This is a genomic window from Planctomycetia bacterium, assembly GCA_034440135.1.
Taxonomy (GTDB): domain Bacteria; phylum Planctomycetota; class Planctomycetia; order Pirellulales; family JALHLM01; genus JALHLM01.
On the sequence record JAWXBP010000428.1, the window covers coordinates 1 to 21,101 of the forward strand.

Consider the following 21,101-nt stretch of genomic DNA (forward strand, 5'->3'; position numbering starts at 1 on the left):
CTTCACGCGGACGAGCTTCGTTCACGGTCAACGGACGACCGTCGTGCTTCTGGTCATGCAGGCCGTCAATGGCCGCTTGGGCTTCATTGTCCGCGCCCATCTCGACGAAGCCAAAACCCTTGCTCCGTCCCGTGTCGCGGTCTTGCACCACTTGGGCGCTTGTCACCCTGCCGTACTGCGAAAACAACTGCTCCAAATCGGCACTGCTAACATTGTAGCTAAGATTGCCGACATACAAACGCTTGCCCACGAAAGGTCTCCTGTGCGAGGGCAAATTCGACCCGCTTGCTGCTTTCCGGGTCTCGATCGAAAGGGACCGACGCTGTGGTCCGACAGGGTGATGTGCGACAGACCGAACCGACCGGCGATACAAAACCAGGCGTCTTTCTGCAAACACGAACCAACCAACATGAAATATAGCGGCCAATCCTAGCAATGTACACGCCGAACGAGGGGATTTTGCCAGGATTTCCGGCGACTAAATCTGGACGTTCTGGTCGGATGAAAGGGGGAGGCGCGGGCGCGGGATGCACCGAGAGATCGCGCACTTTAACTTGACTCGGCGCTGCCAGTCGTAGATTATCCGGCCCCGCTTCAGATTCCGTCTCCACGCGACAAGGACGTCGACCCATGCCTCACCCCTGGCCGTTCGCGATCAAGGCAATTTGTAGTCTGGCTTTGCTCAGCGTAACTATTGGCTGTGCATCGCCTTATCATGCGGACCGCGGCGCCTTGGTCGGAGGCTTGCTGGGTGCGGGCACCGGTGCGATCGTCGGCAACGCCGTGGGGGACACCCTGGCGGGGGCCGCGATCGGTACCGGCGTGGGCGCATTAAGCGGCGCGGCAATTGGCTCAGGCATGGACGAAGTCGAGGCCAAAAATCGCGCCCAAATCCAGGCCCAACTCGGCCAGCCGGTGGCCTCTGGCGCCGTCACTATGGCCGACGTCGTCGCCATGACACGCGCCGGCGTCGATGAACCGCTAATTGTCAGCCACATTCAAACGCACGGATCCGCCCGGCCGCTCACCGCCGGCGATCTCATCTCATTAAAGCAAGCGGGCGTCTCACCGAACGTCATTCAACAACTACAGAATTCTCCGCCGCCCGCGATGATGCAAGCGACACCGGTCAGCTACGTCGCCGCGCCCGCGCCGGTCTTCGTGGAGGAAATCCGCTACGCGCCAGTCTGCCACCCCTGCTATCCGCACTACCGTCACGGCCCTCACGTCGGCTGGGGCTTCTCCTACCACGGCCACTAACGGCCCCTGCCAACACTTCTGAGGCCGACGTCTGAGGGCTCATGGTTCTATACGAATCCAGGCCGATTCTCTAGAAGTTGTTCGTGTCTTTCGTGTCTTTCGTGGTTGACCTCTATTCCTCCCGCACCTTCTGTAGCCGAGGTCTGTCACCTCGGCCGCACCATCCACAAACGTGGACTCTCCAAAGGCCGCATCAAGGCCGCGCACGGTTCGCCTCTTCACGCGACCGGATCGCGCAATCCATGCGATCGATAAATCAGGCTGTCAAAAGCCGCATTCTCGGCGCAATCTCAACCCTCACGGTGCTTCTTCTACCCATTAGGGAGAAAATCGGCTCAAGCCCGAGACTTTCCCCCGCTTGCCTGTGTTCTATATTTCGTCAGCCTTGCTCCCCAGGCAATCTCATCTTTCGAATCACTCGATTCCTAGCAGACAGCGGAGCGCATATGTTGAAGCAATTCAGTTGGGCGGCGGCGTTGTTGTTAGTCCCGATGCAGGCGGCCATCGTTCGGTCCGCGGAACCGGCTAGGTCGCCTGCGCCGGAGCAACTTTCAGCGACGGCCCTCGAGGCGTTGGTGTCCGGCATCGCGCTGTATCCAGATCCCTTAGTGGAACAAATCCTGCTCGCGTCGCGGAACCCTTTGGCGCTACATCAGGCCGCCGAAGCATTGAACGGCACGCTGCCGCCAGACGTTGCCGCCTTGGCCGCCAAGCAATCGACCGAAAGCGTTGACTATCTGAAGCAATACCCTGACGTCTTGTTGCAGTTGAACGCACAACTCGCCCTGACCTCGCGATTGGGCATCGCCTATCGCGTGCAAGCCGAGGATGTGTGGATCGCCATCGCCGCCGTCCGCGCGGCCTACGAAACCGCGCTCGCCGCACAGGCCGCTAGCGAAGAAACCACATTCAGCAGTGGCGGTTCGACTGGCGCCTATCCGGTCTACGGCGGCTGGGTCGCGCGCAATTTGCTCGCCGCCGGAGCCGTTCACGAACTGAATGAGTACCGCTTCGACCGATATCCCAACGCGACGACGACCAACGTCACGGGCCCGAACGGACAAAGCGCCGTAGTTACTGGCGGCGCCGTCAGCGGTGCGACGACCATCGGCGACACCACTTACGCAGGCGCAGCCGGCGCTGGCACGGTGACTGGACCGCAGGGGCAGTCGGTCACCGCCGCCGGCGCCGCGCATGGCTCCGTCACGCAAACCGAGAATGGCGTGCAAACGCAATCACAAGCCACCGGCGCATACTCCGCCAGCACGGGCGCCTCGGGCCAAGGCACGCACAGTGGTTCGTCGACCGCAACGCAAAACGCCGATGGCTCGACGTCTTGGACACACGCCAGCAGCAACACCGGCTCCGGCACCAATGGCACCGGAAACGTCACGCACACCGGCAGTGGCACTGCCACGGGCGACGGCAGCGGCAGCTATCATGGTGAAACCACGGTGAATGCCAACGGCAACTCCGTATCCACGGAAACGAACGCCGGCAACGGCCAGGCCTCGACCACGGTGACCAACAATAACTCCGGCGCTTCGAACACCTACACCGCCGGCGATGGACAGATCGAAAATGCTCCATCGACGAAAGGCAGTTCGAGCAAGCAAAGCGGCCAGCCCGGTTCGCGCGACTGGAGCCAAATGAACCGCGACCAGATTTCCCAGGCCAGCCAGGCGATGAAGCAAAGCTGGGGACAGCTGGGCAGCCAGCTGCAAAGCCGCGCCGGCGCGCAAGGGGCAAGCGTCCGCACGCAGAAATCAGGCGCGACAAGCAAACAACTCACCAACGGCGCAGCCTCCGGCAATCGTGGCTCGAAGGCGAGCGCGATCCAACGACCCACGCAAACCAAGCCGACCCGTTCCAACGGCCAGCGAGGTGGAGGCGGCGGTGGCGGAAGAGGCGGCCGCGGCGGTCGCCGCTAGGTCGAGTAGCGAACAAGAATTTGAATCGGCCGGCGCAAAGCAATGAGCGCCGGCCGTTTTCGTTGATTCACCTCAAGCTCCTTCTATTCGTTCCACGCCGACCTTCTCCACGCGCTCCAGAGCCCGCTTCGCATCAATCCGCGCCGGCAGCAGCTCCACCAGATTCTCCGCCGCGCATGCCATGCCGATCCGGACCGCTTCCACCATCGGGCGACCGGCGCGCAAGCCCCACGCGATCCCGGCTGTCAGCACGTCGCCGCACCCGATCGGATTCTCAATCTTCTCCACCGGGCGAGGCGTGAATCGATGCGCCCCTTGCGATGAAGCCAGCAATGTTGTCCCGGCGCCGTCGCTGGCCAGCACCCATTGCGCCCCTTTCGCGACCCACTCGCGCATCGCCGCAATCACGTCGCTCTCGCCAGAGAGCTTGCGCCCCACGGTCATCTCCAGCTCTTCGCGATTCGGCTTCACCAGCAGTGGCTTTCGCGGCAGCGTGGCCAGCATCTCCGGGCCGCGGATATCCAGGATCAATTGACTCCCCGGCACCTGTCCGCGATCGATGAGGTCCAGGAAATAACTCGTCGGCGCTCCCGCCGGCAGCGATCCGGTAAACACAATGTACGCCGCGCCATGCAACGCCGGCGCGAACGCTTCGGCGTACATGTGCAATTCATCTTCGCTCAACGCATGCGCATTCTCGACCAATTCCGTTGTTCGCCGCGGGTTCCGTTCAATCACGGTCGTGCAGACCCGCGTCGCCGCCCGGGTAAACACCCACCGCGCCGGCACGTCAAGTTCCTCGAACTCGCGCTCGATCGTTCTCCCCGCCAGGCCGCCGAGCGGGGCGATCGTCAGCAATGGCCCGCCCAGTCGCGCCAGTGCGATCGCCACATTCAACACCTTGCCTGAAGCGCACCAACGCACATCCAGTGCGCGATTGACCTCGCCGGGTCGCAAAGCGTCGTAAATCATAATCTGCTGAAACGCGGGCGTCAGTCCAGCGACGACGATCATAGATTGTCCTCAAGGATCCGCAGCAATTCCTCGTCTGAAAGTGTACGCGGATTGCCGCTCATGCTGTTGCCGCGCGACGCCGCGGCGACCTCCGCGAGTTGCTCACGCCGCACGCCCAACGCGGACAGCCGCGTGGGAATAGAAAGCAGTTCGCCGAGGCGATCAATCTCCGCGATCAGACGCTCAGCATCGTCCATGCCAAGCTGCTGCGCAAGTACATCCAACGACGCGCGACAAGTCGCCAAATTCGTCCGTAAAGCGATGGGCAACATCACCGCACAAGCCAAACCGTGCGGCGCACTGACCATCGCGCCCAGCGCCGCCGCCACGCCATGCGCCATGCCCAGCCCGGAGTTGGCCAACGCGATGCCAGACAACAGCGCCGCTTCGCTCATCGCCAGCCGCGCAGGAATCGAACCGCCATCGCGATACGCCTCGGGCAGCGCCGGCAGCGCCAGCCGCAGTCCTGCGACGCAAAGTTGCCGCGTCACCTCATTCGCGCGCGGCGTGAGATAACTTTCCAACAACTGCGTGATCGCGTCCATTCCCGAGTGCGCGGTGACCAACGCTGGCGCGTGAATCGCAAGTTCGGGATCGATCAACACGGCGCGCGGTAATAACCCGTCATGACGAAGACTCTTCTTGCACGGCGGCTCGGCGCAGGAGATGACCGCGTTGCGCGTCGCTTCAGAACCGGTGCCGCCGGTCGTCGGAACGGCCAAGATCGGCAACGGTGGATGCGGCAGCGCTAGCCCGCGACCAATGCCTTCCAGATAATCGCGCACGGAAGTGTCGTCGCCGGTAACCGCCATCGCCGCGACGGCCTTGCCCAGATCGATCGCCGCCCCGCCGCCAATCGCAATCACCACATCGCCGAGGCCAGGATCGAACTCGAACATCTCATCCGCCGCGCGATCGACATCCTCAATCGTCGGTTCGCCGCGCGATTCAATCGAAGCGATGACCTCCACATCGTGGGCGGTGAGCAACTCGGCAAGTTCCTCAAGCACGCCCAGCCGCTTCAAAGTCCGCGAGCCATGTACCAAGAATACACGGCTTCCGAGCGATCGCGCCAGCGGCCCGATTTCCGCGCGCGCGCCCGGCGCGCACACAACACGTGCGGGCAATCGCAGATCAAATCGTTCAACGTCGGGCATGCAGATGTTTTAGCCGCGCCGCGCCGACCGGTCGAGCGGAGCGGCGCGATGACCCGTACCAGTCCGCTACTTGACGGCCCAACTCCAATCCCGATACTCGAAACCATGCGCCGGCCCTGAGGCGATTTTCAGGTCGAGGCGCCGTACCATCCGCGAGAGGGACTAATTGCCATGCGACGCGCGAAGATTTCCATTATTGGCGCCGGAAACGTTGGCGCCACCACGGCGCATTGGTGCGCCGCCGCCGAATTGGGGGATGTCGTATTGCTCGATATCCCGCAAACCGAGGACATGCCGCGCGGCAAGGCGCTCGATTTGATGCAGGCCTCGCCGATCGTCGGCTTCGATTCCCGCATCGTCGGCACGAATAGCTACGACGACGCCGCCAAAAGCGACGTCGTGGTCATCACCGCTGGTATCCCGCGCAAGCCGGGCATGAGCCGCGACGACCTGCTGGGCACGAACGCCAAGATCGTCGGCGCCGTCGCCGCTGAAGTAAAGCGCACCAGCCCCGAGGCGATCATCATCGTCGTCAGCAACCCGCTCGACGCCATGGTCACCCAGGCCTGGAAGGCGAGCGGATTCCCGACCAACCGCGTGATCGGCCAGGCCGGTGTACTCGACACTGCGCGATATCGCACATTCCTGGCCATGGAACTGGGCGTGAGCGTCGAAGACGTCTCCGCATTGTTGATGGGCGGGCACGGCGACACGATGGTCCCGATGCCCAGTTGCACGTCGGTCGGCGGGATTCCGATCACGCGCTTGCTCGATCCCAAGCGGCTCGATGAAATCGTCACCCGCACGCGCAACGGTGGCGCGGAAATCGTCGGCTTGTTGAAGACCGGCAGCGCGTATTACGCCCCCGCCGCGGCCGTCGCGCAAATGGTGGAAGCAATCGTGCGCGACAAAAAGCGATTGATTCCGTGCGCCGCATACTGCGACAAGCAATACAACGTCGGCGGCTACTTCGTCGGCGTACCGGTCGTGCTCGGCAAGGAAGGCGTCGAGCGCGTCGTCGAGATCGAACTCACCGCCCAGGAAAAGGCGGACTTCCAAAAGAGCGTCGAAGCGGTGAAAGAACTCGTCGCCGCGATGCAGAAAATCAGCGCCTAGCGAAGTCGGCGATGGCTCCATCTGCCGTAGCCGGCCTCTGCGAGGCCGGTGGAGCGGGCACGATTGACATCGAGCACGTCGACTGTGGACGACTCCCCGAGGTCGCAGACCTCGGCTACAGAAGTTCGGAGTTGCTAGCACTGCTAGCATCCGAATCTCACGGCGAAGGGCCTTAGAGGTTGACACCGGTTCGTCGCCAACTGTAAATTCCCACGCGGTGCGGGCTGCGGCGAATTCCGCGGTTCGCACAACGAAATGAGCCGCTCAATCAATCGGGGCCAACCGGGAGTCGATCGTCGAAGTTATCCCACAAACTTTCGCCGATCCGTTGACGTAGCGATGGAGTAGGCATCGCGGAGCCGCCGCACGCAGCCCAACGCGGCAGCTCCTTTCACCACTTCCAGACGGAGATTGAATGAACCGCCTTGATACCTTGAACTCGCTGGACCTCACGCCCAATCGTACGCGTCAGGTCGGAGCGGAGTCTGGCGTCTTGTCAACGGTCCGTGGCAGCGCTCCGCACACGTTGTTCACGCCGCTGCACTACGAGGCGAACTACGCCTACCCGCTGCTGGTGTGGCTCCACGGCCCCGGCGGTGATGAACGGCAATTGAAGCGCATCATGCCGCACGTCAGCCTGCGGAACTACGTCGGCATCGCGCCGCGCGGCACGTCGCGCGTTACGGCGAGCCGCGGCGAGCAAGGCGGTTACGATTGGCCGCAAACGCACCAGGATTACGTTCAGGCCGAAGGCCGCGTGTTCGATGCGATCCAGGCGGCGTCCCTGCAACTGAACATTTCGCCCACGCGCATCTTTCTGGCCGGCTTCGATACCGGCGGCACCTTGGCCCTGCGCTTGGCCATGGCGCATCCCACGCAGTTCGCCGGCGTGTTGTCGCTCGGCGGCCGCTTTCCCACCGCCCGGGCGCCACTTTCCCGTTTAAATCACGCCCGGCAAGTGCCCCTTTTCCTGGCCACCGGCTGCGATAGCACCGAGTACCCGCCAGAAGACGTCTGCGCCGATCTCCGTCTGTTCCACGCCGCCGGCATGTCGGTGGCGCTGCGGCAATATCAACCGTGTGGACACGAAATCTCCACGGTGATGCTCGCCGACATGGACCGTTGGATGATGGAACAAATCAACGGCGTCCCAGCCACAGCTGAGCAGACATAGGCCGACGTCTCACAGTCGCCTTTCGCTCCGCGAAAGGTTGTGCTGTTGCGGATCGAAAGCCGACGTTGTCGTATCCGCGCGCCAAGCGGCCATCGCCGTTCATTGACGCAGCGCACGTGTGTAGTCCATACTTGAACTACACACTTGATCCTTTGCGGCCTGGCAGCGCGACCGATGAACACGCACGGCGTAAGCGAAATGGCGTTTGAAAGGATGTTCTCGGCCGTGGAAAAGGTACGCGATCGCTTGCGCCGCGCAACCACGGCGCTCGAGGCGGCCGGCATCCCCTACGCGGTGGTCGGCGGCAATGCCGTCGCCGCCTGGGTCGGCGAAGTCGACGAGGCGGCAGTCCGCTTCACGCAAGTTGTCGACATCTTGCTGAAGCGCGACGACTTAAATCTAGCGAACGCGGCGCTTGAGGCAGCCGGGTTCGTCTACCGTCACGTAAAAAGCATCGACATGTTCCTCGACGGGCCGAATGCGAAAGCCCGCGACGCCGTGCACATTTTGTTCGCCGGCGAGAAAGTCCTACAGGAAGACTTAGCCGCCGCCCCCAACGTCGAGCAATCCCGCCGCTCCGGCGTCTATCAGGTGCTGGAACTGGAATCGCTCGTGCGCATGAAACTCACGGCCTATCGACGCAAGGATCAAGTCCACATCCAGGACATGATCGACGTCGGCCTGATCGACGCAACCTGGCCTGCGCGCTTACCCGGCGAGCTAGCTGCCAGGCTCCAATCGTTGCTTGATGATCCGCACGGTTAAGCGATTCAATCGGCGATCAGGGTAACCTTCTCACGAGAGCCAGAAGCGTCAGCGCCTGGAGCGCGCGTAAAAGTCCGCCACGCGCAACGCCATCAGGGATGAGAACAGCGTGCCGCTGTAGATGGATAGCTCCACTACCGTCGTCCAGGGGCTTATCTCCGAGTGTGCGATTAAGAATCCACAAGCTCCGCTGAGCATGATCGCGGCGATTCCCAACGCGGCCGAAAATCGGCGCGCTTGCGCCGCGCCGACGACCAGGAAATACAGCGGAAAGTGCGGCAAATGATATCGAAACTCTGTGGCCAGATTGCTCGTGTCGGGGTGATTTGCGCGGAGCGCCAGGATCACGGCGGCCGACGTGACAATCGCAAAGACGCGCTTCAGCGTCAGGCGTGATTTGGGCTCGAACCATTAGCTGCGCATGACATACGTGGTAGCGACGATCAACCACACAACGATCGCGAGAAACTCCGTGTTGGTGCGCGCGAACAATTGGTAACGATACAATGAAATCGTGTGGGAAAAGCTTAAGAACAAGTTCATTTGGACCTGAACCAGCAACATGAACATCACGGCGTTCCAGATGAGCACCGCGACCAAACTGAGCATCACGGCATTCCGTCTGCCCGGACGGCGCGACATCGCGCAGTACGTCGCGAACGCGGTCTGGCCATAGGGCAAGCCGAAGACAGCGTGTTGCCAGTGTTCGATTTGCGTTTTGGAAGAGAACGTGGTCGCACCAATCGCGACGCCGAACAGTATGGAGAATATTAGCAACGGCACGGCGGAAGCATGAGTTGTCTGTTCTGGCGGAATCCTCGATGGTGTCGACCACAGTCGATTCATTCTGAATCCTCCACACCAACCCGAAGCGCCAGCGAGGGGGAGAGGACGCATCACTCAGCGCCACATCGCGCTGAGCACCAACGTCCATTCCCCCTCGACAGTGAATTGAGCTAAAGTGACCACCCTCAACAAAAAAACAGGGCGGCCGAATCTCGGCCGCCCTGATCGTAACACATTCAATTGCGTCGGCGTAAAGCTCAGGCCCCTTCGCTGCCCACGCCGCCCAGCAGGGCATCCAAGCTGCCCGGCGCTCCTTGCTTGAGGCCCACCGGCTTCTTGCCGTTCTCTTCCTCGCCATCCAAGAGCGGGAAGCTGCGCGAGAGGACCTTGTCCTTGTCGCCGGCAAGTTGGTCGAGACTGATTGGCGTGATGCGGACTTCCGATTCCTGATAGAGCCGGAAGCCGGTGCCGGCCGGCACCAAGTGGCCGAGAATCACGTTTTCCTTGAGACCGACCAAGTTGTCGACCTTGCCGGCCAACGCCGCTTCGGTCAACACCTTCGTGGTTTCCTGGAAGCTCGCGGCCGAGATAAAGCTCGCGCTCTGCACGGCGGCCTTGGTAATGCCCAGGAGCTGCGTGCTCGCGGTCGCCATCTTCGGCTTGGTCCCCTTGGCCGGGGCGCCGCCGAGCGACTCGATCTGAGCGTTCGCTTGCTCCAGCGCGTCCTTCGGCACGATCGCGCCAGTTTCGAACTCGCTGTCGCCGCGCTCCGCGATCTTCACGCACTTGGCGAGCTTCTGATTCGAGCCGCGGAACTCGAACTTGTCCATCACGCTGCCCGGCAGCAAGCCGGTATCGCCGACGCTTTCGATGCGGACCTTGCGGAGCATCTGGGCGACGATGATCTCGATATGCTTGTCGTCGATTTCCACGCGCTGACTGCGATAGACGTTCTGAATCTCGCGCACGAGATACTGCTGCACCGCTTCTTCGCCCGAGATCCGCAAGATGTCGTGCGGCACCAACGGTCCGTCGACGAGGGCCTCGCCCGCTTTGACATAATCGCTGGCATGCACCTTCAAGTGCTTGCCGTGCGACACGAGATGCTCGCGCTCGATGCCGCTCTCGCTACGGACGATAATCGTCCGCTTGCCGCGGCGCTTCTCACCCAGCAACTCGACCGTGCCGTCGATCTCGGCGATGACCGAAGGATCCTTCGGCTTGCGAGCCTCGAAGATTTCCGTCACCCGCGGCAGACCGCCGGTGATGTCCTGCGTGCCGGCCACGTCGCGCGGCGTCTTCGCCAGCAACGTACCGGCCGTGATCGTCGTGCCTTCGTTGACTTCAATGTGGGCCTTCTCCGGCAGATAGTAGAAGTCGAGGATCTTCCCGCCCTCGTCTTCCAGGATGATCTGTGGATGCATCTCGCCCTTGTGTTCCATGATCATGCGACGCATGTTGCCGCCCGCGTCCTTCTCGGCGCGGACGGTTTCGCCTTCAATCAAGTCTTCATAGCGAACGCGACCGCCGACTTCCGCCAAAATCGGAATGCTATGCGGATCCCATTCGCAGACCACGAGGCCTGGCTCGACGGCCTGATTCTCCGTGACCTTCAAATGGGCGCCCGCGGGAATTTCGTACTTCTCCAGCTCGCGCCCCTTGGGATCGAGGATGGCCACTTCACCGTTGCGCGTGAGCACCACGTTCTGGCCAGCGTCGTTGGTCACGAACTTCAGCCGCGTGAAACGGCACACGCCGCCGCGCTTGACCTTGATCTCGTGCTCTTCGACGTCACGACGAGCCGTACCGCCGATGTGGAACGTACGCATCGTCAACTGCGTACCGGGTTCGCCGATGCTCTGGGCGGCAATGATGCCGACGGCCATGCCTTCTTCCACGATGGAGCCGGTCGAAAGGTCCATGCCGTAGCAACTGCGGCAGATGCCCAGCGACGAATCGCACGTCATCGGACTCCGCACCTGAATCTTCTCCAGGCCCATTTCTTCGATGCGTCGGGCGATTTCCGGCGTGATCAATTCACTTTCGCGAACCACCACTTCGTCGGTAATCGGATTCACGATGTTCTGCCGGCTGACGCGGCCGCGGATCGAGTCGGCGAGTCGCACTTCGACCTTTTCGCCGCGGTAGATCACCCCCTTGGTGATGCCCTGCGTGGTCCCGCAATCGCAGGACGTGATTACCACGTTCTGCGCCACGTCGGCCAACTTTCGGGTCAAGTAACCCGAGTCCGCCGTCTTGAGGGCGGTATCAGCCAGACCCTTACGAGCACCGTGCGTCGAGCTGAAGTACTCCAGCACCGAGAGGCCTTCACGGAAGTTCGCCTTGATCGGCGTTTCGATGATTTTGCCTGACGGCTTGGCCATCAAACCGCGCATACCGGCCAACTGGCGAATCTGTTCGACGCCGCCTCGCGCGCCAGAGTGCGCCATCAGGTAGATCGGGTTGACGTAGCCCGGAGCCCGTTCGTCGTGCTCCAGCTCCGCCATCATTTCCTGCGTGATCTTTTCGCGGGCGTGCGTCCACGCGTCGAGCACCTGGTTGTAGCGCTCGACGTCGGTGATCACACCGCGTTGATACAGCTTCTGGAAGCGGATGACCGTCTTCTCGGCGTCGCCAATGATCTTCGACTTGTTCAGCGGCGTGATCAGGTCGTCCGTGGCGAACGACAAGCCGCTGGCCGTGCTGGAACGGAAACCGAACTTGTTCATGTCGTCGAGCAAGTCGATCGTCGCCCGCCGGCCCAGCAACTGGTAGCAGTCCGAAATCACCTTGCCCAAATCGCTCGATCGCATCGCGATGTTGTAGAACGGCATGCTGTCGGGCAGGATCATGTTGAACAACACGCGCCCCACCGTGGTCTCGATCACCGCGCCCAACTTGGTCTCTTCCCCTTCGGCCTTGAGCTTGCGATCCGCCGGCAAACGGACCTTGATCCGCGCGTGCGTATCGACCTTGCGCAGCGTGTGCGCGAGCATCACTTCTTCGACCGACGTGAAGATCATGCCTTCGCCCGACTGACCGGCGAGCGACATCGTCATGTAGTAGCAACCCATCACAATATCTTGCGACGGGCTGATAATCGGCGCGCCGTTGGCCGGGCTGAAAATGTTGTTCGTGGACATCATCAGCGTGTGCGCTTCGACTTGAGCTTCGATCGACAGCGGCAGATGGACCGCCATCTGGTCGCCGTCGAAGTCGGCGTTGAAGCCTTTGCAGACCAACGGGTGCAACTTGATCGCGTTCCCTTCCACGAGCATCGGCTCAAAGGCCTGAATGCCCATGCGATGCAGCGTCGGGGCGCGATTCAACAGCACGGGGTGGTTGCGGATCACCTCTTCGAGGATATCCCACACCTCGTCGTCTTTGCGCTCCAGCATCTTCTTGGCGCTCTTGATCGTGTCGGCGTGGCCGAGCTCTTTCAAGCGCCGAATGATGAACGGCTGGAACAATTCGAGCGCGATTTTTTTCGGCAAGCCGCATTGATGCAGCCGCAGCGCCGGACCGACGACAATCACGCTCCGGGCCGAGTAATCGACCCGCTTACCGAGCAGGTTCTCGCGGAACCGGCCTTGCTTGCCCTTGATCATGTCGGTCAGCGACTTGAGCGGGCGGTTGCTGGAGCCGAGCACCGGCCGCTTGCAGCGGTTGTTGTCGAACAGCGCGTCGACCGATTGCTGCAGCATCCGCTTTTCGTTGCGGATGATCACTTCCGGCGCGTTCAAATCGACCAGCTTCTTCAACCGGTTGTTGCGGTTGATGATCCGGCGATAGAGATCGTTCAAATCGCTCGTGGCGAAGTTACCCGAATCGAGCAACACCAGCGGGCGCAAATCCGGGGGGATGACCGGAATCACGTCCAGGACCATCCACTCCGGGCGATTATCGCTGTCGCGGATCGACTCGACGATCTTCAACCGGTTGATCAAGTCCTTTTGTTTTTGCTTCGAATTCGTCGTCCGCAACTCTTCGCGCAAGTCGCGCGAGAGCGTTACCAGGTCGAGCGCAGTCAGCAACTTGCGCACGGCCTCGGCGCCCATGTCGGCTTCGAACTTTTCGCCGTAAGTTTCCCGCGCGGCGCGATACTCTTCTTCCGAAAGCAACTGCTGCGGCTTGAGCGGCGTATCGCCCGGGTTGACGACGACGTAGTCCTGGAAGTAGATCACCTTTTCCAGGCTCGTGGTCTTCATGTCGAGGAGATTACCGAGACGGCTCGGCATCGCCTTGAAGAACCAGATGTGCACGACCGGCGCGGCCAGCTCGATGTGCCCCATCCGCTTACGGCGCACGCGGCTGTGCGTCACTTTGACGCCGCAGCGATCGCAGATCATTCCCTTATATTTCATGCCGCGATACTTGCCGCAGGCGCATTCCCAGTCCTTTTCCGGGCCAAAGATGCGCTCGCAGAACAAGCCATCCTTTTCCGGACGGTAGGTGCGGTAATTGATCGTTTCCGGCTTCTTCACCTCGCCGAAGGACCAGCTACGAATGTCGTGCGGCCGGGCCAGGCTGATCTTCACCGAGGCGTAATCGTTCACCCGATCGTAAGAGCTTTCGACAGTACTCACGAGTATGGCTCCTTATGCGGGCCGAGGGGGCTATGTTGTTCGTTGCGGGTCGAAGGGATTCACATGGAGCGGCTGTCGCGGACGCCACAGTCGGCTTTCGCTCCGCGAAAGCACTACCTTTCGCGGAGCGAAAGGCGACCGTGGCGCAAAACTGCGTCAGACGCGGCGTTTTTCCAACTGCATATTGAGACCCAAACCTCGGATCTCGTTGGTCAACACGTCGAAGCTGGCGGGCGTGCCGGCTTCCAGCGTGTTTTCTCCCTTGACCATCGACTCGTAGATCTTCGTACGACCTTCCACGTCGTCGCTCTTCACCGTGAGCAACTCCTGCAAGATGTACGCGGCGCCGTAGGCCTCCAGCGCCCAGACTTCCATTTCCCCGAAGCGCTGTCCGCCGAACCGCGCTTTGCCGCCCAGCGGTTGCTGGGTGATGAGCGAGTACGGTCCCGTGGATCGGGCATGCACCTTGTCGTCGACTAGATGGTGCAACTTGAGCATGTAGATGTAGCCCACCGTGGTGTGCTGTTCCATCCGCTCGCCAGTGCGCCCGTCGTACAACTGCGCCTTGCCGTTCCGCGGCAAACCGGCTTCGACCAGGCAATCGTTGATAACGCCTTCGGTGGCGCCGTCGAAGACCGGAGTAATCGCCTGGAAGCCGAGCTTGGCGCCGGCCCAGCCCAAGTGCGTTTCCAAAATCTGGCCCACGTTCATACGGCTGGGCACGCCCAGCGGATTGAGCATGATCTGCAGCGAAGTTCCGTCCGCCAGGAACGGCATGTCCTCGCGCGGCAGAATCTTCGCGATCACGCCCTTGTTACCGTGGCGGCCGGCCATTTTGTCACCGACCGAGATCACGCGTTTCGCCGAGACGTAAACCTTGACCATCTGCAACACGCCGCTGCGCAGTTCGTCGCCGCGCTTCATGCTGTTGAGCTTCCGGTCGCGCAGGTCGATCGCTTCCTCGACCAGCGGCCACTGCGTCTTGTGGATCTTCTCGATCGCGGTCTTCCGCTCAGGGCTGCGGATGTCCAGGTTCTCCAACCGGAACCGCGTCGCTTGTTCGGCGACGTACTTATGCTCCTGATCGCGCACCAGGGCGTTGCCGTCCTCGTCGGTCAGGTGCCGTTGCAGCACCTTTTCGATTTCCTCGACCATCGCGCCAAAGGCCAGCGCGATCGAGGCGTTCCCCTCGGCTTCCGCGTCCTTCAAGTCCTTCTCGAACTTCTTGCGCTCGTCTTCCGACAAGCTCATCCGGCGCGAGAACTTCTGCGTGTCGATGACAATCCCTTCCACGCCGGAGGGGACTTCAAGCGAGTCGTTCTTCACGTCTTCGCCGGCCCGGCCGAAGATCGCGTGCAACAGCTTTTCTTCCGGCGTCAGTTCGGTCTTCGATTTCGGCGAGACCTTGCCCACCAGGATGTCGCCTTGGCGGACAAACGTGCCGATCTGCACGATGCCACCTTCGTCGAGATTGCGGAGCGCTTTCTCGCTGACATTGGGAATATCGCGCGTGAACTCCTCGCGACCGAGCTTCGTTTCGCGAATCTCGATATCGAATTCTTCGATGTGAATCGACGTGTACACGTCGTCCTTCACGAGGTCTTCGCTGATGATAATCGCGTCTTCGAAGTTGAACCCGTCCCAGGCCATGAAGCCGACGAGCACATTCCGGCCGAGCGCCAATTCACCTTTGAAGGTGGCGGCGCCGTCGGCGATCACGTCCCCCTTTTCGACCTTCTGGCCGACGGTCACAAGCGGCTTCTGGTTCTGACAGGTCCGTTCGTTCAAGCCGACGAACTTCCGCAACACGTACTTGTCGTCGGCGATCTCGATTCGGTCGGCGTCGACGTAGTTGACCGTGCCCTTCTTCTTGGCGCGGACCAACATGCCGGAGTTCCGGGCCACGTCGCGTTCCATGCCGGTTGCCACGATCGGCGGCTCCGTCACCAACAACGGCACCGCTTGCCGCTGCATGTTGGAACCCATCAACGCGCGGTTGGCGTCGTCGTGCTCCAAGAACGGAATTAAACCAGCCGAAACACCGACCATTTGGCTCGGCGCCACGTCCATGTATTCCACTTCATCGACCGGCACCATCTCGAAGTCGGCCCGATACCGGGCGATAATCGTGTCCCCTTGCAGCTTACCGTCTTTGACGACGGCGTCGGCCGGGGCCAGGTACGCTTCGTTCTCTTGGTCCGCACGCAGCCAGGTGACTTCATCGGCCACCCTGCTCTTCGTGACCTTCCGGTAAGGCGTCACGAGGAAGCCGTACTCGTCCACCGCGGCGTAAATCGCCAGGCTGGAAATCAAACCGATGTTCGTGCCTTCCGGCGTCTCAATCGGGCAGATGCGGCCGTAGTGCGAGATATGCACGTCGCGCACTTCGAAGCCGGCCCGTTTGCGGTTCAAACCGCCGGGACCCAACGCCGACAGCCGCCGCTCGTGCGTGAGCATCGACAGCGGGTTCGTCTGGTCAACGACCTGCGACAGCTCGCCGCGACCGAAGAAGTACTCGATCGCCGCCGAGACGCTCTTCGGATTGATCAGGCTGCGCGGCGTCATATCCGCGACGTCCTTCAAGCTCATCCGCTCCTGCACGGTGCGGCGCAGCTTGAGGAAGCCCTTGCGCAACTCATCGCAAGCCAACTCATCAATCGTCCGCAAGCGGCGATTGCCAAGGTGATCGATATCGTCGATCTCCGCCGCGCCTTCGGCGGCGCGGAGTTTCAACAAGTAACGAATCGATTCGACCAGATCGTCCGGCCGCAGCGTCATCTCGTTCTCGTCGATCGTCAACGACAACTTGCGGTTGATGCGGAACCGCCCGACGCGACCCAGCCGGTAACGGTTGGTGTCGTAGAACTTCTCGTGGAACAGCGCGCGGGCCTTCTCCAACTGCGGCGGATTGCCGGGACGCAGCCGCTGATAAATCTTCAGCAGCGCCTCTTCATGGCTTGCGGTGTTGTCTTCCGAAAGGCTGTTGAAGACCAACGGATCCTTGGTGTCGCTCATCACTTCGATGCTGGTCAGCCCCGAAGTGCAAATCGTTTCCGCCGCGTTCTTGGTGATCTTGTGGCCCGACTCCAGGATGATCTCGCCGGCCTTTTCCGAGCCGACCGGATAGACCACGTCGCCGACGGCGATCTTGCCCTCGATCTTCGCCACGCTGCGACCGTCCACAACCTTTTCACTGGTCGTCGTAAAGAACGCCCGCATCAAATCCACGTCGTGGCTGTACTTCGGGTCCATCGCCCGCAACAGCGTCATCGCGGAGAATTTGCCGCTCTGGTCGATGCGGACCGCCAGCGTGTCCTTCTTCGTGACGTTCAGCTCGATCCAACTGCCGCGCTCCGGGATGATCCGGCAGCTATGCAGTTCCTTGTCGGCTTCGCGATCGCTCACGAAGTCGACGCCGGGGCTGCGATGCAACTGGCTCACCACCACGCGCTCGGCGCCGTTGATGATAAATTCGCCGCCGCCCAGCATGATCGGCATGTCGCCGAGGTAGACCTCTTCCTCGACCGGCTGCTCTTTTGTCAAGCGCAACCAGACCTTGAACGGCCGCCCATAGGTCAGCCGCAACTGCCGGCACTCGTCCGGCTCGTAGCGCGGCTTGCCCAACTCGTAGCGCAGATATTCCAAGCGGAGCGTCTTGTCGTAGCTCTCGATCGGAAAAATTTCGCGCAACACGCCTTCGATGCCCTGGTCTAGGCGCTTATCGGAGGACAATTCGAGTTGCAGAAACGCCGCGTAGCTGCGGGTCTGAATCTCGGTCAGGTCAGGAATCGGGACTTGTTCGAATTGATTGCCAAAACGACGAACTTCCTTCGGGCGCAAACGACGCTCAGCCGATGTGGCCATAACGGGTCCTGCTCCTGGAGACGGGTGCGGGAAGACGGGGCGAGGCGGGCGCGCAGGCGCAGCGGGGAGCGCGGCGTGCCACTACAGAAGGCGGCCAATTCCGGATCAATGGCATAGGTGCGAGCGCGCTGGACCCATCCGTGAAAGGCCAGCGCGCAACAGACAGGTTGGGAGGGAGACCGTAATCGTACCCCATCGGGGTTGCGATTACCAGCACACCCTACTTAACTACGACTTTCGCACCCGCGGCTTCCAACTCGGCTTTGAGCTTGGCCGCGTCTTCCTTCGAAATGCCTTCCTTGACCTTGCTCGGGACCCCTTCGACCAGGTCCTTGGCTTCCTTGAGGCCCAACCCGGTGGCGGCGCGGACGACCTTGATCACGTTGATCTTGTTTTCGCCGAAGCCTTCCAGGATGACATTGAACTCAGTCTGCTCTTCCACGGGCGCGGCAGCGCCACCGGCGGGACCGGCGGCCATCATCACGGCGCCACCGGCAGCCGGTTCGATGCCGTGAACGTCCTTCAGGTAGTCGCTCAACTCCTTGGCTTGCTTGAGCGTCAGGGCGACGATTTGATCGCCCAGGGACGTGGTCGTGGAGGAAAATTCGCGTGCGGGAGCGTCAGTGGCCATGGCCGTGCGGTTCCTTTCGTCGATGCCTTCTCGGGCCTACCCACTCACGTGAATAGCCCGTGCAAGTGCTTGGTGGAAATCAGTTTGCGTTTATGTTCAAAAGCCCGGCTGCGGCCGGAACGTCATTCAATAAAATCTGCTGCGGCAGTCGTCTCGCGACGACCGCGTGATTCATTCCGCGGCGGGAGCCGCTTCGGCCACAGGCGCCGCTTCGGCGGCGGCGGCCGGCTCTTCGTCGTCGCCTTCCGCTTTCTTGTCGACTTGGCTGGCGAGCATTCCGCCCGGTCCCAGCAACTGGCTGGAGAGCTTGGCGCCCGGCGACAGAATCTGTCCCAGCAGCAAGCTCAACTGTTCTTGTCGGGTCGGCCACTTGGCGACGTCCTTGACGTCGCTCGCCGTGAGCCGGGCGCCGTCCAGAACCCCTCCGCGGGTTTCCAGCTTCTGGAATTCTTTGCTTTCGCCCAGCTTGGTGAGGATCTTGGCGAGCGAGACGATGTCCTCGCCCCCCCACAGTACCGCCATCGAACCCTCGGCCTGCTCGAAGGCGGCCGCCAGAGGCGTCCCTTCGGTGGCGCGGCGGGCCAGGCTGTTTTTCACAACCATCAACCCGACATTTTCTTTTTGCAACTCCATCCGCAACCGGTTATTAGCGACGCCGTTAAGCGCCGACAGGTTCACCAGCAGGGCATGTTCCATCCCCACCAGGCGATTGCGAATGTGATCGGTAATCAGGTCTTTGACGAACTTGCTCATGGGAATCGCACAACTTTTCGGCGACAGTGATTTAGTGAGTCGCGGCCCTTAGACCGCGATGCGAACGCCCGGGCTCATCGTCGCGCTAATCGCCACGCCTTTGAGGTAGTGGCCTTTCACGCTGTTCGGTTTGAGTCCGAGGACGAAATTCATGAATGCTTGAATGTTCTCTTGCAGCTTTGGGGCGTCAAAGCTGAGCTTGCCCACCACGGCATGCACGACGCCGCTGGCGTCATTGCGGAACTCCACCTTGCCGGCCTTGTATTCTTTGACCGTCTTGGCGATTTCCGGCGTCACCGTGCCGGAGCGCGGCGAAGGCATCAGCCCGCGAGGGCCGAGCACTTTGCCGAGCGGGCCGACGAGACCCATCATGTCCGGCGCCGCGATGCAGACGTCGAATTCCGTCCAGCCTTCTTTGATTTTTTTGGCCATCTCCTCGGAGCCGACCTCGTCCGCGCCGGCTTGCTTGGCTTGTTCAGCCAGGTCTCCCTTGGCGAACACAATCACGCGCTGCGTCTTGCCAATGCCGTGCGGCAACACGATCGAACCGCGAACCAATTGATCGGCCTGCTTGGCGTCGATCCCCAGGCGCATCGCGATTTCCACCGTCTGGTCGAACTTCGTCGTGCCGAACTGCTTCAACAGTTGCACGCCCGCGTCGAGCGCCACCGGGTCTTCCGATTTACGCTGTTCGAGCAACGCTCGGTATCGTTTGGATTGCTTGCTCATAACTTCACAACTGCTCAGGTGACTTCTGACTCTTGTCTTCGATTCTTCTTTTTCTGTAGCCGAGGTCTGTGACCTCGATCGCTGAATTCATCGATTCTTGCGGCGACTACGCCTTCGGCACCGGCCTCACAGAGGCCGGCTAAAGACGGACGGCATGACGTCTCGGCGGCTAGTCTTCGATCGTGATGCCCATGCTGCGCGCCGTCCCTTCGACCATCCGCTCCGCGTGGCCGGGGTCGCGGGCGTTCAGGTCGGCCAGCTTGAGCTTGACGATCTCCTGGACCTGCGCCCGGGTGACCTTGCCGACCTTTTCCTTGTTCGGGGTGCCGGAGCCCTTGGCGACGCTCGCGGCCTTCTTCAACAACGCGGCCGCCGGCGGGCTCTTGGTGACGAAGTCAAACGAGCGATCGTTGTACACATTGACCACCACCGGAATCGGCATGCCGCCGGTTTCCTTGGTGCGCTCGTTGAACTGCTGCACGAACTGCCCGAGGTTGATGCCGAACCGGCCCAACGACGTACCGACCGGCGGCGCCGGAGTGGCCTGGCCGCCCGGAACCTGAAACTTCACCGTACCCGTCAACTGCTTCGCCATGGGATCCGCTCTAATTCAGCCAAGGTAGTCGCTTCGCGTGCCGAACGCATTCGTTCGACGCCAGCAACGCCGTTTGTTGATTTGTATCGTTAGACCGATTCGACCTGCCAGTATTCCAATTCGACGGGGGTCGAGCGTCCGAAGATGTTGATCATCACCGTGACGCGACCGCTCCCTTCGTCGATGCTCCCCACATCCCCTTCGAAATTCTCGAAGGTTCCCTCGTTGATTTTGACTTTGTCGCCAACGCCAAAGCTGATCTTCGGCTTCGGCCCCTTCTCTTTCGTCTCCGCGCTTTCCATCACGAGAATCTTCGATACCTCGTGCGGCAACATCGGCGTGGGCTTACCGCCAGCGCCCGTGAAATCGCCGACGCCTGGGGTGTCACGCACCAGGTACCAGGTGTCGTCGTTGTATTCCATGTGGACCACGATGTAGCCCGGATACAGCTTGCGCTTGACGACCTTCTTCTTGCCCCCTTTGATCTCCGTGACCATCTCGGTCGGCACGATGATGTCGCCGAAGAAGCCTTCCAGTCCGGCGATCTGAATCCGGCGCTGCAGCGCGTCGCGGATGCTGTCTTCGCGATTGCTCTGCACCTTGAGGATGTACCACTCACGAATGCCGGTCGGCTCCGGAGAATCAGGCGTCAAATCCTCGACCGGCGGCAGCGGCCCCGACGGAGACGTGCTGGACGCCCCGTTCGAATGAGGCTCAGGCGCAATCTCAGCGGCCGGCTC

Annotated in this window: 17 protein-coding genes; 5 read left to right on the forward strand and 12 right to left on the reverse strand. The window is 61.4% G+C overall.

Going from position 1 to position 21,101, the window contains the following annotated elements; genetic code table 11:
• The coding region (locus SGJ19_24740; GenBank protein ID MDZ4783466.1) for an RNA-binding protein at positions 1-250 on the reverse strand (250 nt) is incomplete at its 3' end.
• Between the two features lie 380 nt (positions 251-630).
• Between SGJ19_24740 and SGJ19_24745 the strand changes: the two genes are divergently transcribed.
• Together SGJ19_24745 and SGJ19_24750 are read left to right on the forward strand one after the other, a co-directional pair.
• Positions 631-1,260 carry a glycine zipper domain-containing protein gene (locus SGJ19_24745; protein MDZ4783467.1) on the forward strand — a complete coding sequence of 210 codons (630 nt, stop codon included), beginning with the start codon at positions 631-633 and terminating at the stop codon, positions 1,258-1,260.
• 446 nt (positions 1,261-1,706) lie between these two features.
• Positions 1,707-3,191: a DUF3300 domain-containing protein gene (locus SGJ19_24750; protein ID MDZ4783468.1), complete on the forward strand. Its 1,485-nt coding sequence runs from the start codon at positions 1,707-1,709 to the stop codon at positions 3,189-3,191.
• A gap of 72 nt (positions 3,192-3,263) precedes the next feature.
• Here the strand turns inward: SGJ19_24750 and SGJ19_24755 are convergent, their stop codons facing one another.
• Together SGJ19_24755 and SGJ19_24760 are read right to left on the reverse strand one after the other, a co-directional pair.
• Positions 3,264-4,205, reverse strand: coding sequence for a PfkB family carbohydrate kinase (locus tag SGJ19_24755; protein MDZ4783469.1), 942 nt, complete (start codon positions 4,203-4,205; stop codon positions 3,264-3,266).
• Positions 4,202-5,362 carry an iron-containing alcohol dehydrogenase gene (locus SGJ19_24760; protein ID MDZ4783470.1) on the reverse strand — a complete coding sequence of 387 codons (1,161 nt, stop codon included), beginning with the start codon at positions 5,360-5,362 and terminating at the stop codon, positions 4,202-4,204. The genes SGJ19_24755 and SGJ19_24760 overlap by 4 nt, the downstream gene beginning before the upstream one ends.
• A 171-nt stretch (positions 5,363-5,533) precedes the next feature.
• On the opposite strand from SGJ19_24760, the gene mdh reads away from it, so the two are divergent.
• From mdh to SGJ19_24775, 3 genes are all read left to right on the forward strand, one after another.
• Positions 5,534-6,478, forward strand: a complete 945-nt coding sequence (gene mdh, locus SGJ19_24765) for a malate dehydrogenase (GenBank protein ID MDZ4783471.1) — start codon at positions 5,534-5,536, stop codon at positions 6,476-6,478.
• Between the two features lie 415 nt (positions 6,479-6,893).
• Positions 6,894-7,652, forward strand: coding sequence for an alpha/beta hydrolase-fold protein (locus SGJ19_24770; GenBank protein ID MDZ4783472.1), 759 nt, complete (start codon positions 6,894-6,896; stop codon positions 7,650-7,652).
• 198 nt (positions 7,653-7,850) lie between these two features.
• A complete protein-coding gene (locus SGJ19_24775) occupies positions 7,851-8,417 on the forward strand; it encodes a hypothetical protein (protein ID MDZ4783473.1) in 567 nt (188 codons plus the stop codon).
• Between the two features lie 48 nt (positions 8,418-8,465).
• On the opposite strand, the gene SGJ19_24780 is transcribed toward SGJ19_24775, so the two are convergent.
• From SGJ19_24780 to nusG, 9 genes are all read right to left on the reverse strand, one after another.
• A complete protein-coding gene (locus SGJ19_24780) occupies positions 8,466-8,765 on the reverse strand; it encodes a hypothetical protein (GenBank protein MDZ4783474.1) in 300 nt (99 codons plus the stop codon).
• A 63-nt stretch (positions 8,766-8,828) separates the two neighbouring features.
• Positions 8,829-9,200 carry a hypothetical protein gene (locus SGJ19_24785; GenBank protein MDZ4783475.1) on the reverse strand — a complete coding sequence of 124 codons (372 nt, stop codon included), beginning with the start codon at positions 9,198-9,200 and terminating at the stop codon, positions 8,829-8,831.
• Between the two features lie 260 nt (positions 9,201-9,460).
• A complete protein-coding gene (gene rpoC, locus SGJ19_24790; protein MDZ4783476.1) occupies positions 9,461-13,789 on the reverse strand; it encodes a DNA-directed RNA polymerase subunit beta' in 4,329 nt (1,442 codons plus the stop codon).
• A gap of 156 nt (positions 13,790-13,945) precedes the next feature.
• Entirely contained in the window at positions 13,946-17,653 is a 3,708-nt protein-coding gene (gene rpoB / locus SGJ19_24795) for a DNA-directed RNA polymerase subunit beta (protein MDZ4783477.1), read from the reverse strand.
• A gap of 220 nt (positions 17,654-17,873) precedes the next feature.
• Positions 17,874-18,284 carry a 50S ribosomal protein L7/L12 gene (gene rplL, locus SGJ19_24800; GenBank protein ID MDZ4783478.1) on the reverse strand — a complete coding sequence of 137 codons (411 nt, stop codon included), beginning with the start codon at positions 18,282-18,284 and terminating at the stop codon, positions 17,874-17,876.
• A 171-nt stretch (positions 18,285-18,455) separates the two neighbouring features.
• Entirely contained in the window at positions 18,456-19,037 is a 582-nt protein-coding gene (gene rplJ / locus SGJ19_24805; protein MDZ4783479.1) for a 50S ribosomal protein L10, read from the reverse strand.
• A gap of 48 nt (positions 19,038-19,085) precedes the next feature.
• Positions 19,086-19,766, reverse strand: coding sequence for a 50S ribosomal protein L1 (gene rplA / locus SGJ19_24810; protein MDZ4783480.1), 681 nt, complete (start codon positions 19,764-19,766; stop codon positions 19,086-19,088).
• Positions 19,767-19,935: 169 nt separating this feature from the next.
• Positions 19,936-20,361, reverse strand: a complete 426-nt coding sequence (gene rplK, locus SGJ19_24815) for a 50S ribosomal protein L11 (protein ID MDZ4783481.1) — start codon at positions 20,359-20,361, stop codon at positions 19,936-19,938.
• A gap of 89 nt (positions 20,362-20,450) precedes the next feature.
• Positions 20,451-21,101, reverse strand: a 651-nt coding sequence (gene nusG / locus SGJ19_24820) for a transcription termination/antitermination protein NusG (GenBank protein ID MDZ4783482.1), incomplete at its 5' end; no start/stop codon positions are given.

What these genes read in the sequence shown, in the direction of transcription:
- SGJ19_24745 (MDZ4783467.1), top strand. Translation starts at nt 631, where the DNA reads ATGCCTCACCCCTGGCCGTTCGCGATCAAGGCAATTTGTAGTCTGGCT.
- SGJ19_24750 (MDZ4783468.1), top strand. Translation starts at nt 1,707, where the DNA reads ATGTTGAAGCAATTCAGTTGGGCGGCGGCGTTGTTGTTAGTCCCGATG.
- SGJ19_24755 (MDZ4783469.1), bottom strand. Translation starts at nt 4,205, where the DNA reads ATGATCGTCGTCGCTGGACTGACGCCCGCGTTTCAGCAGATTATGATT.
- SGJ19_24760 (MDZ4783470.1), bottom strand. Translation starts at nt 5,362, where the DNA reads ATGCCCGACGTTGAACGATTTGATCTGCGATTGCCCGCACGTGTTGTG.
- mdh (MDZ4783471.1), top strand. Translation starts at nt 5,534, where the DNA reads ATGCGACGCGCGAAGATTTCCATTATTGGCGCCGGAAACGTTGGCGCC.
- SGJ19_24770 (MDZ4783472.1), top strand. Translation starts at nt 6,894, where the DNA reads ATGAACCGCCTTGATACCTTGAACTCGCTGGACCTCACGCCCAATCGT.
- SGJ19_24775 (MDZ4783473.1), top strand. Translation starts at nt 7,851, where the DNA reads ATGGCGTTTGAAAGGATGTTCTCGGCCGTGGAAAAGGTACGCGATCGC.
- rpoB (MDZ4783477.1), bottom strand. Translation starts at nt 17,653, where the DNA reads ATGGCCACATCGGCTGAGCGTCGTTTGCGCCCGAAGGAAGTTCGTCGT.
- rplL (MDZ4783478.1), bottom strand. Translation starts at nt 18,284, where the DNA reads ATGGCCACTGACGCTCCCGCACGCGAATTTTCCTCCACGACCACGTCC.
- rplJ (MDZ4783479.1), bottom strand. Translation starts at nt 19,037, where the DNA reads ATGAGCAAGTTCGTCAAAGACCTGATTACCGATCACATTCGCAATCGC.
- rplA (MDZ4783480.1), bottom strand. Translation starts at nt 19,766, where the DNA reads ATGAGCAAGCAATCCAAACGATACCGAGCGTTGCTCGAACAGCGTAAA.
- rplK (MDZ4783481.1), bottom strand. Translation starts at nt 20,361, where the DNA reads ATGGCGAAGCAGTTGACGGGTACGGTGAAGTTTCAGGTTCCGGGCGGC.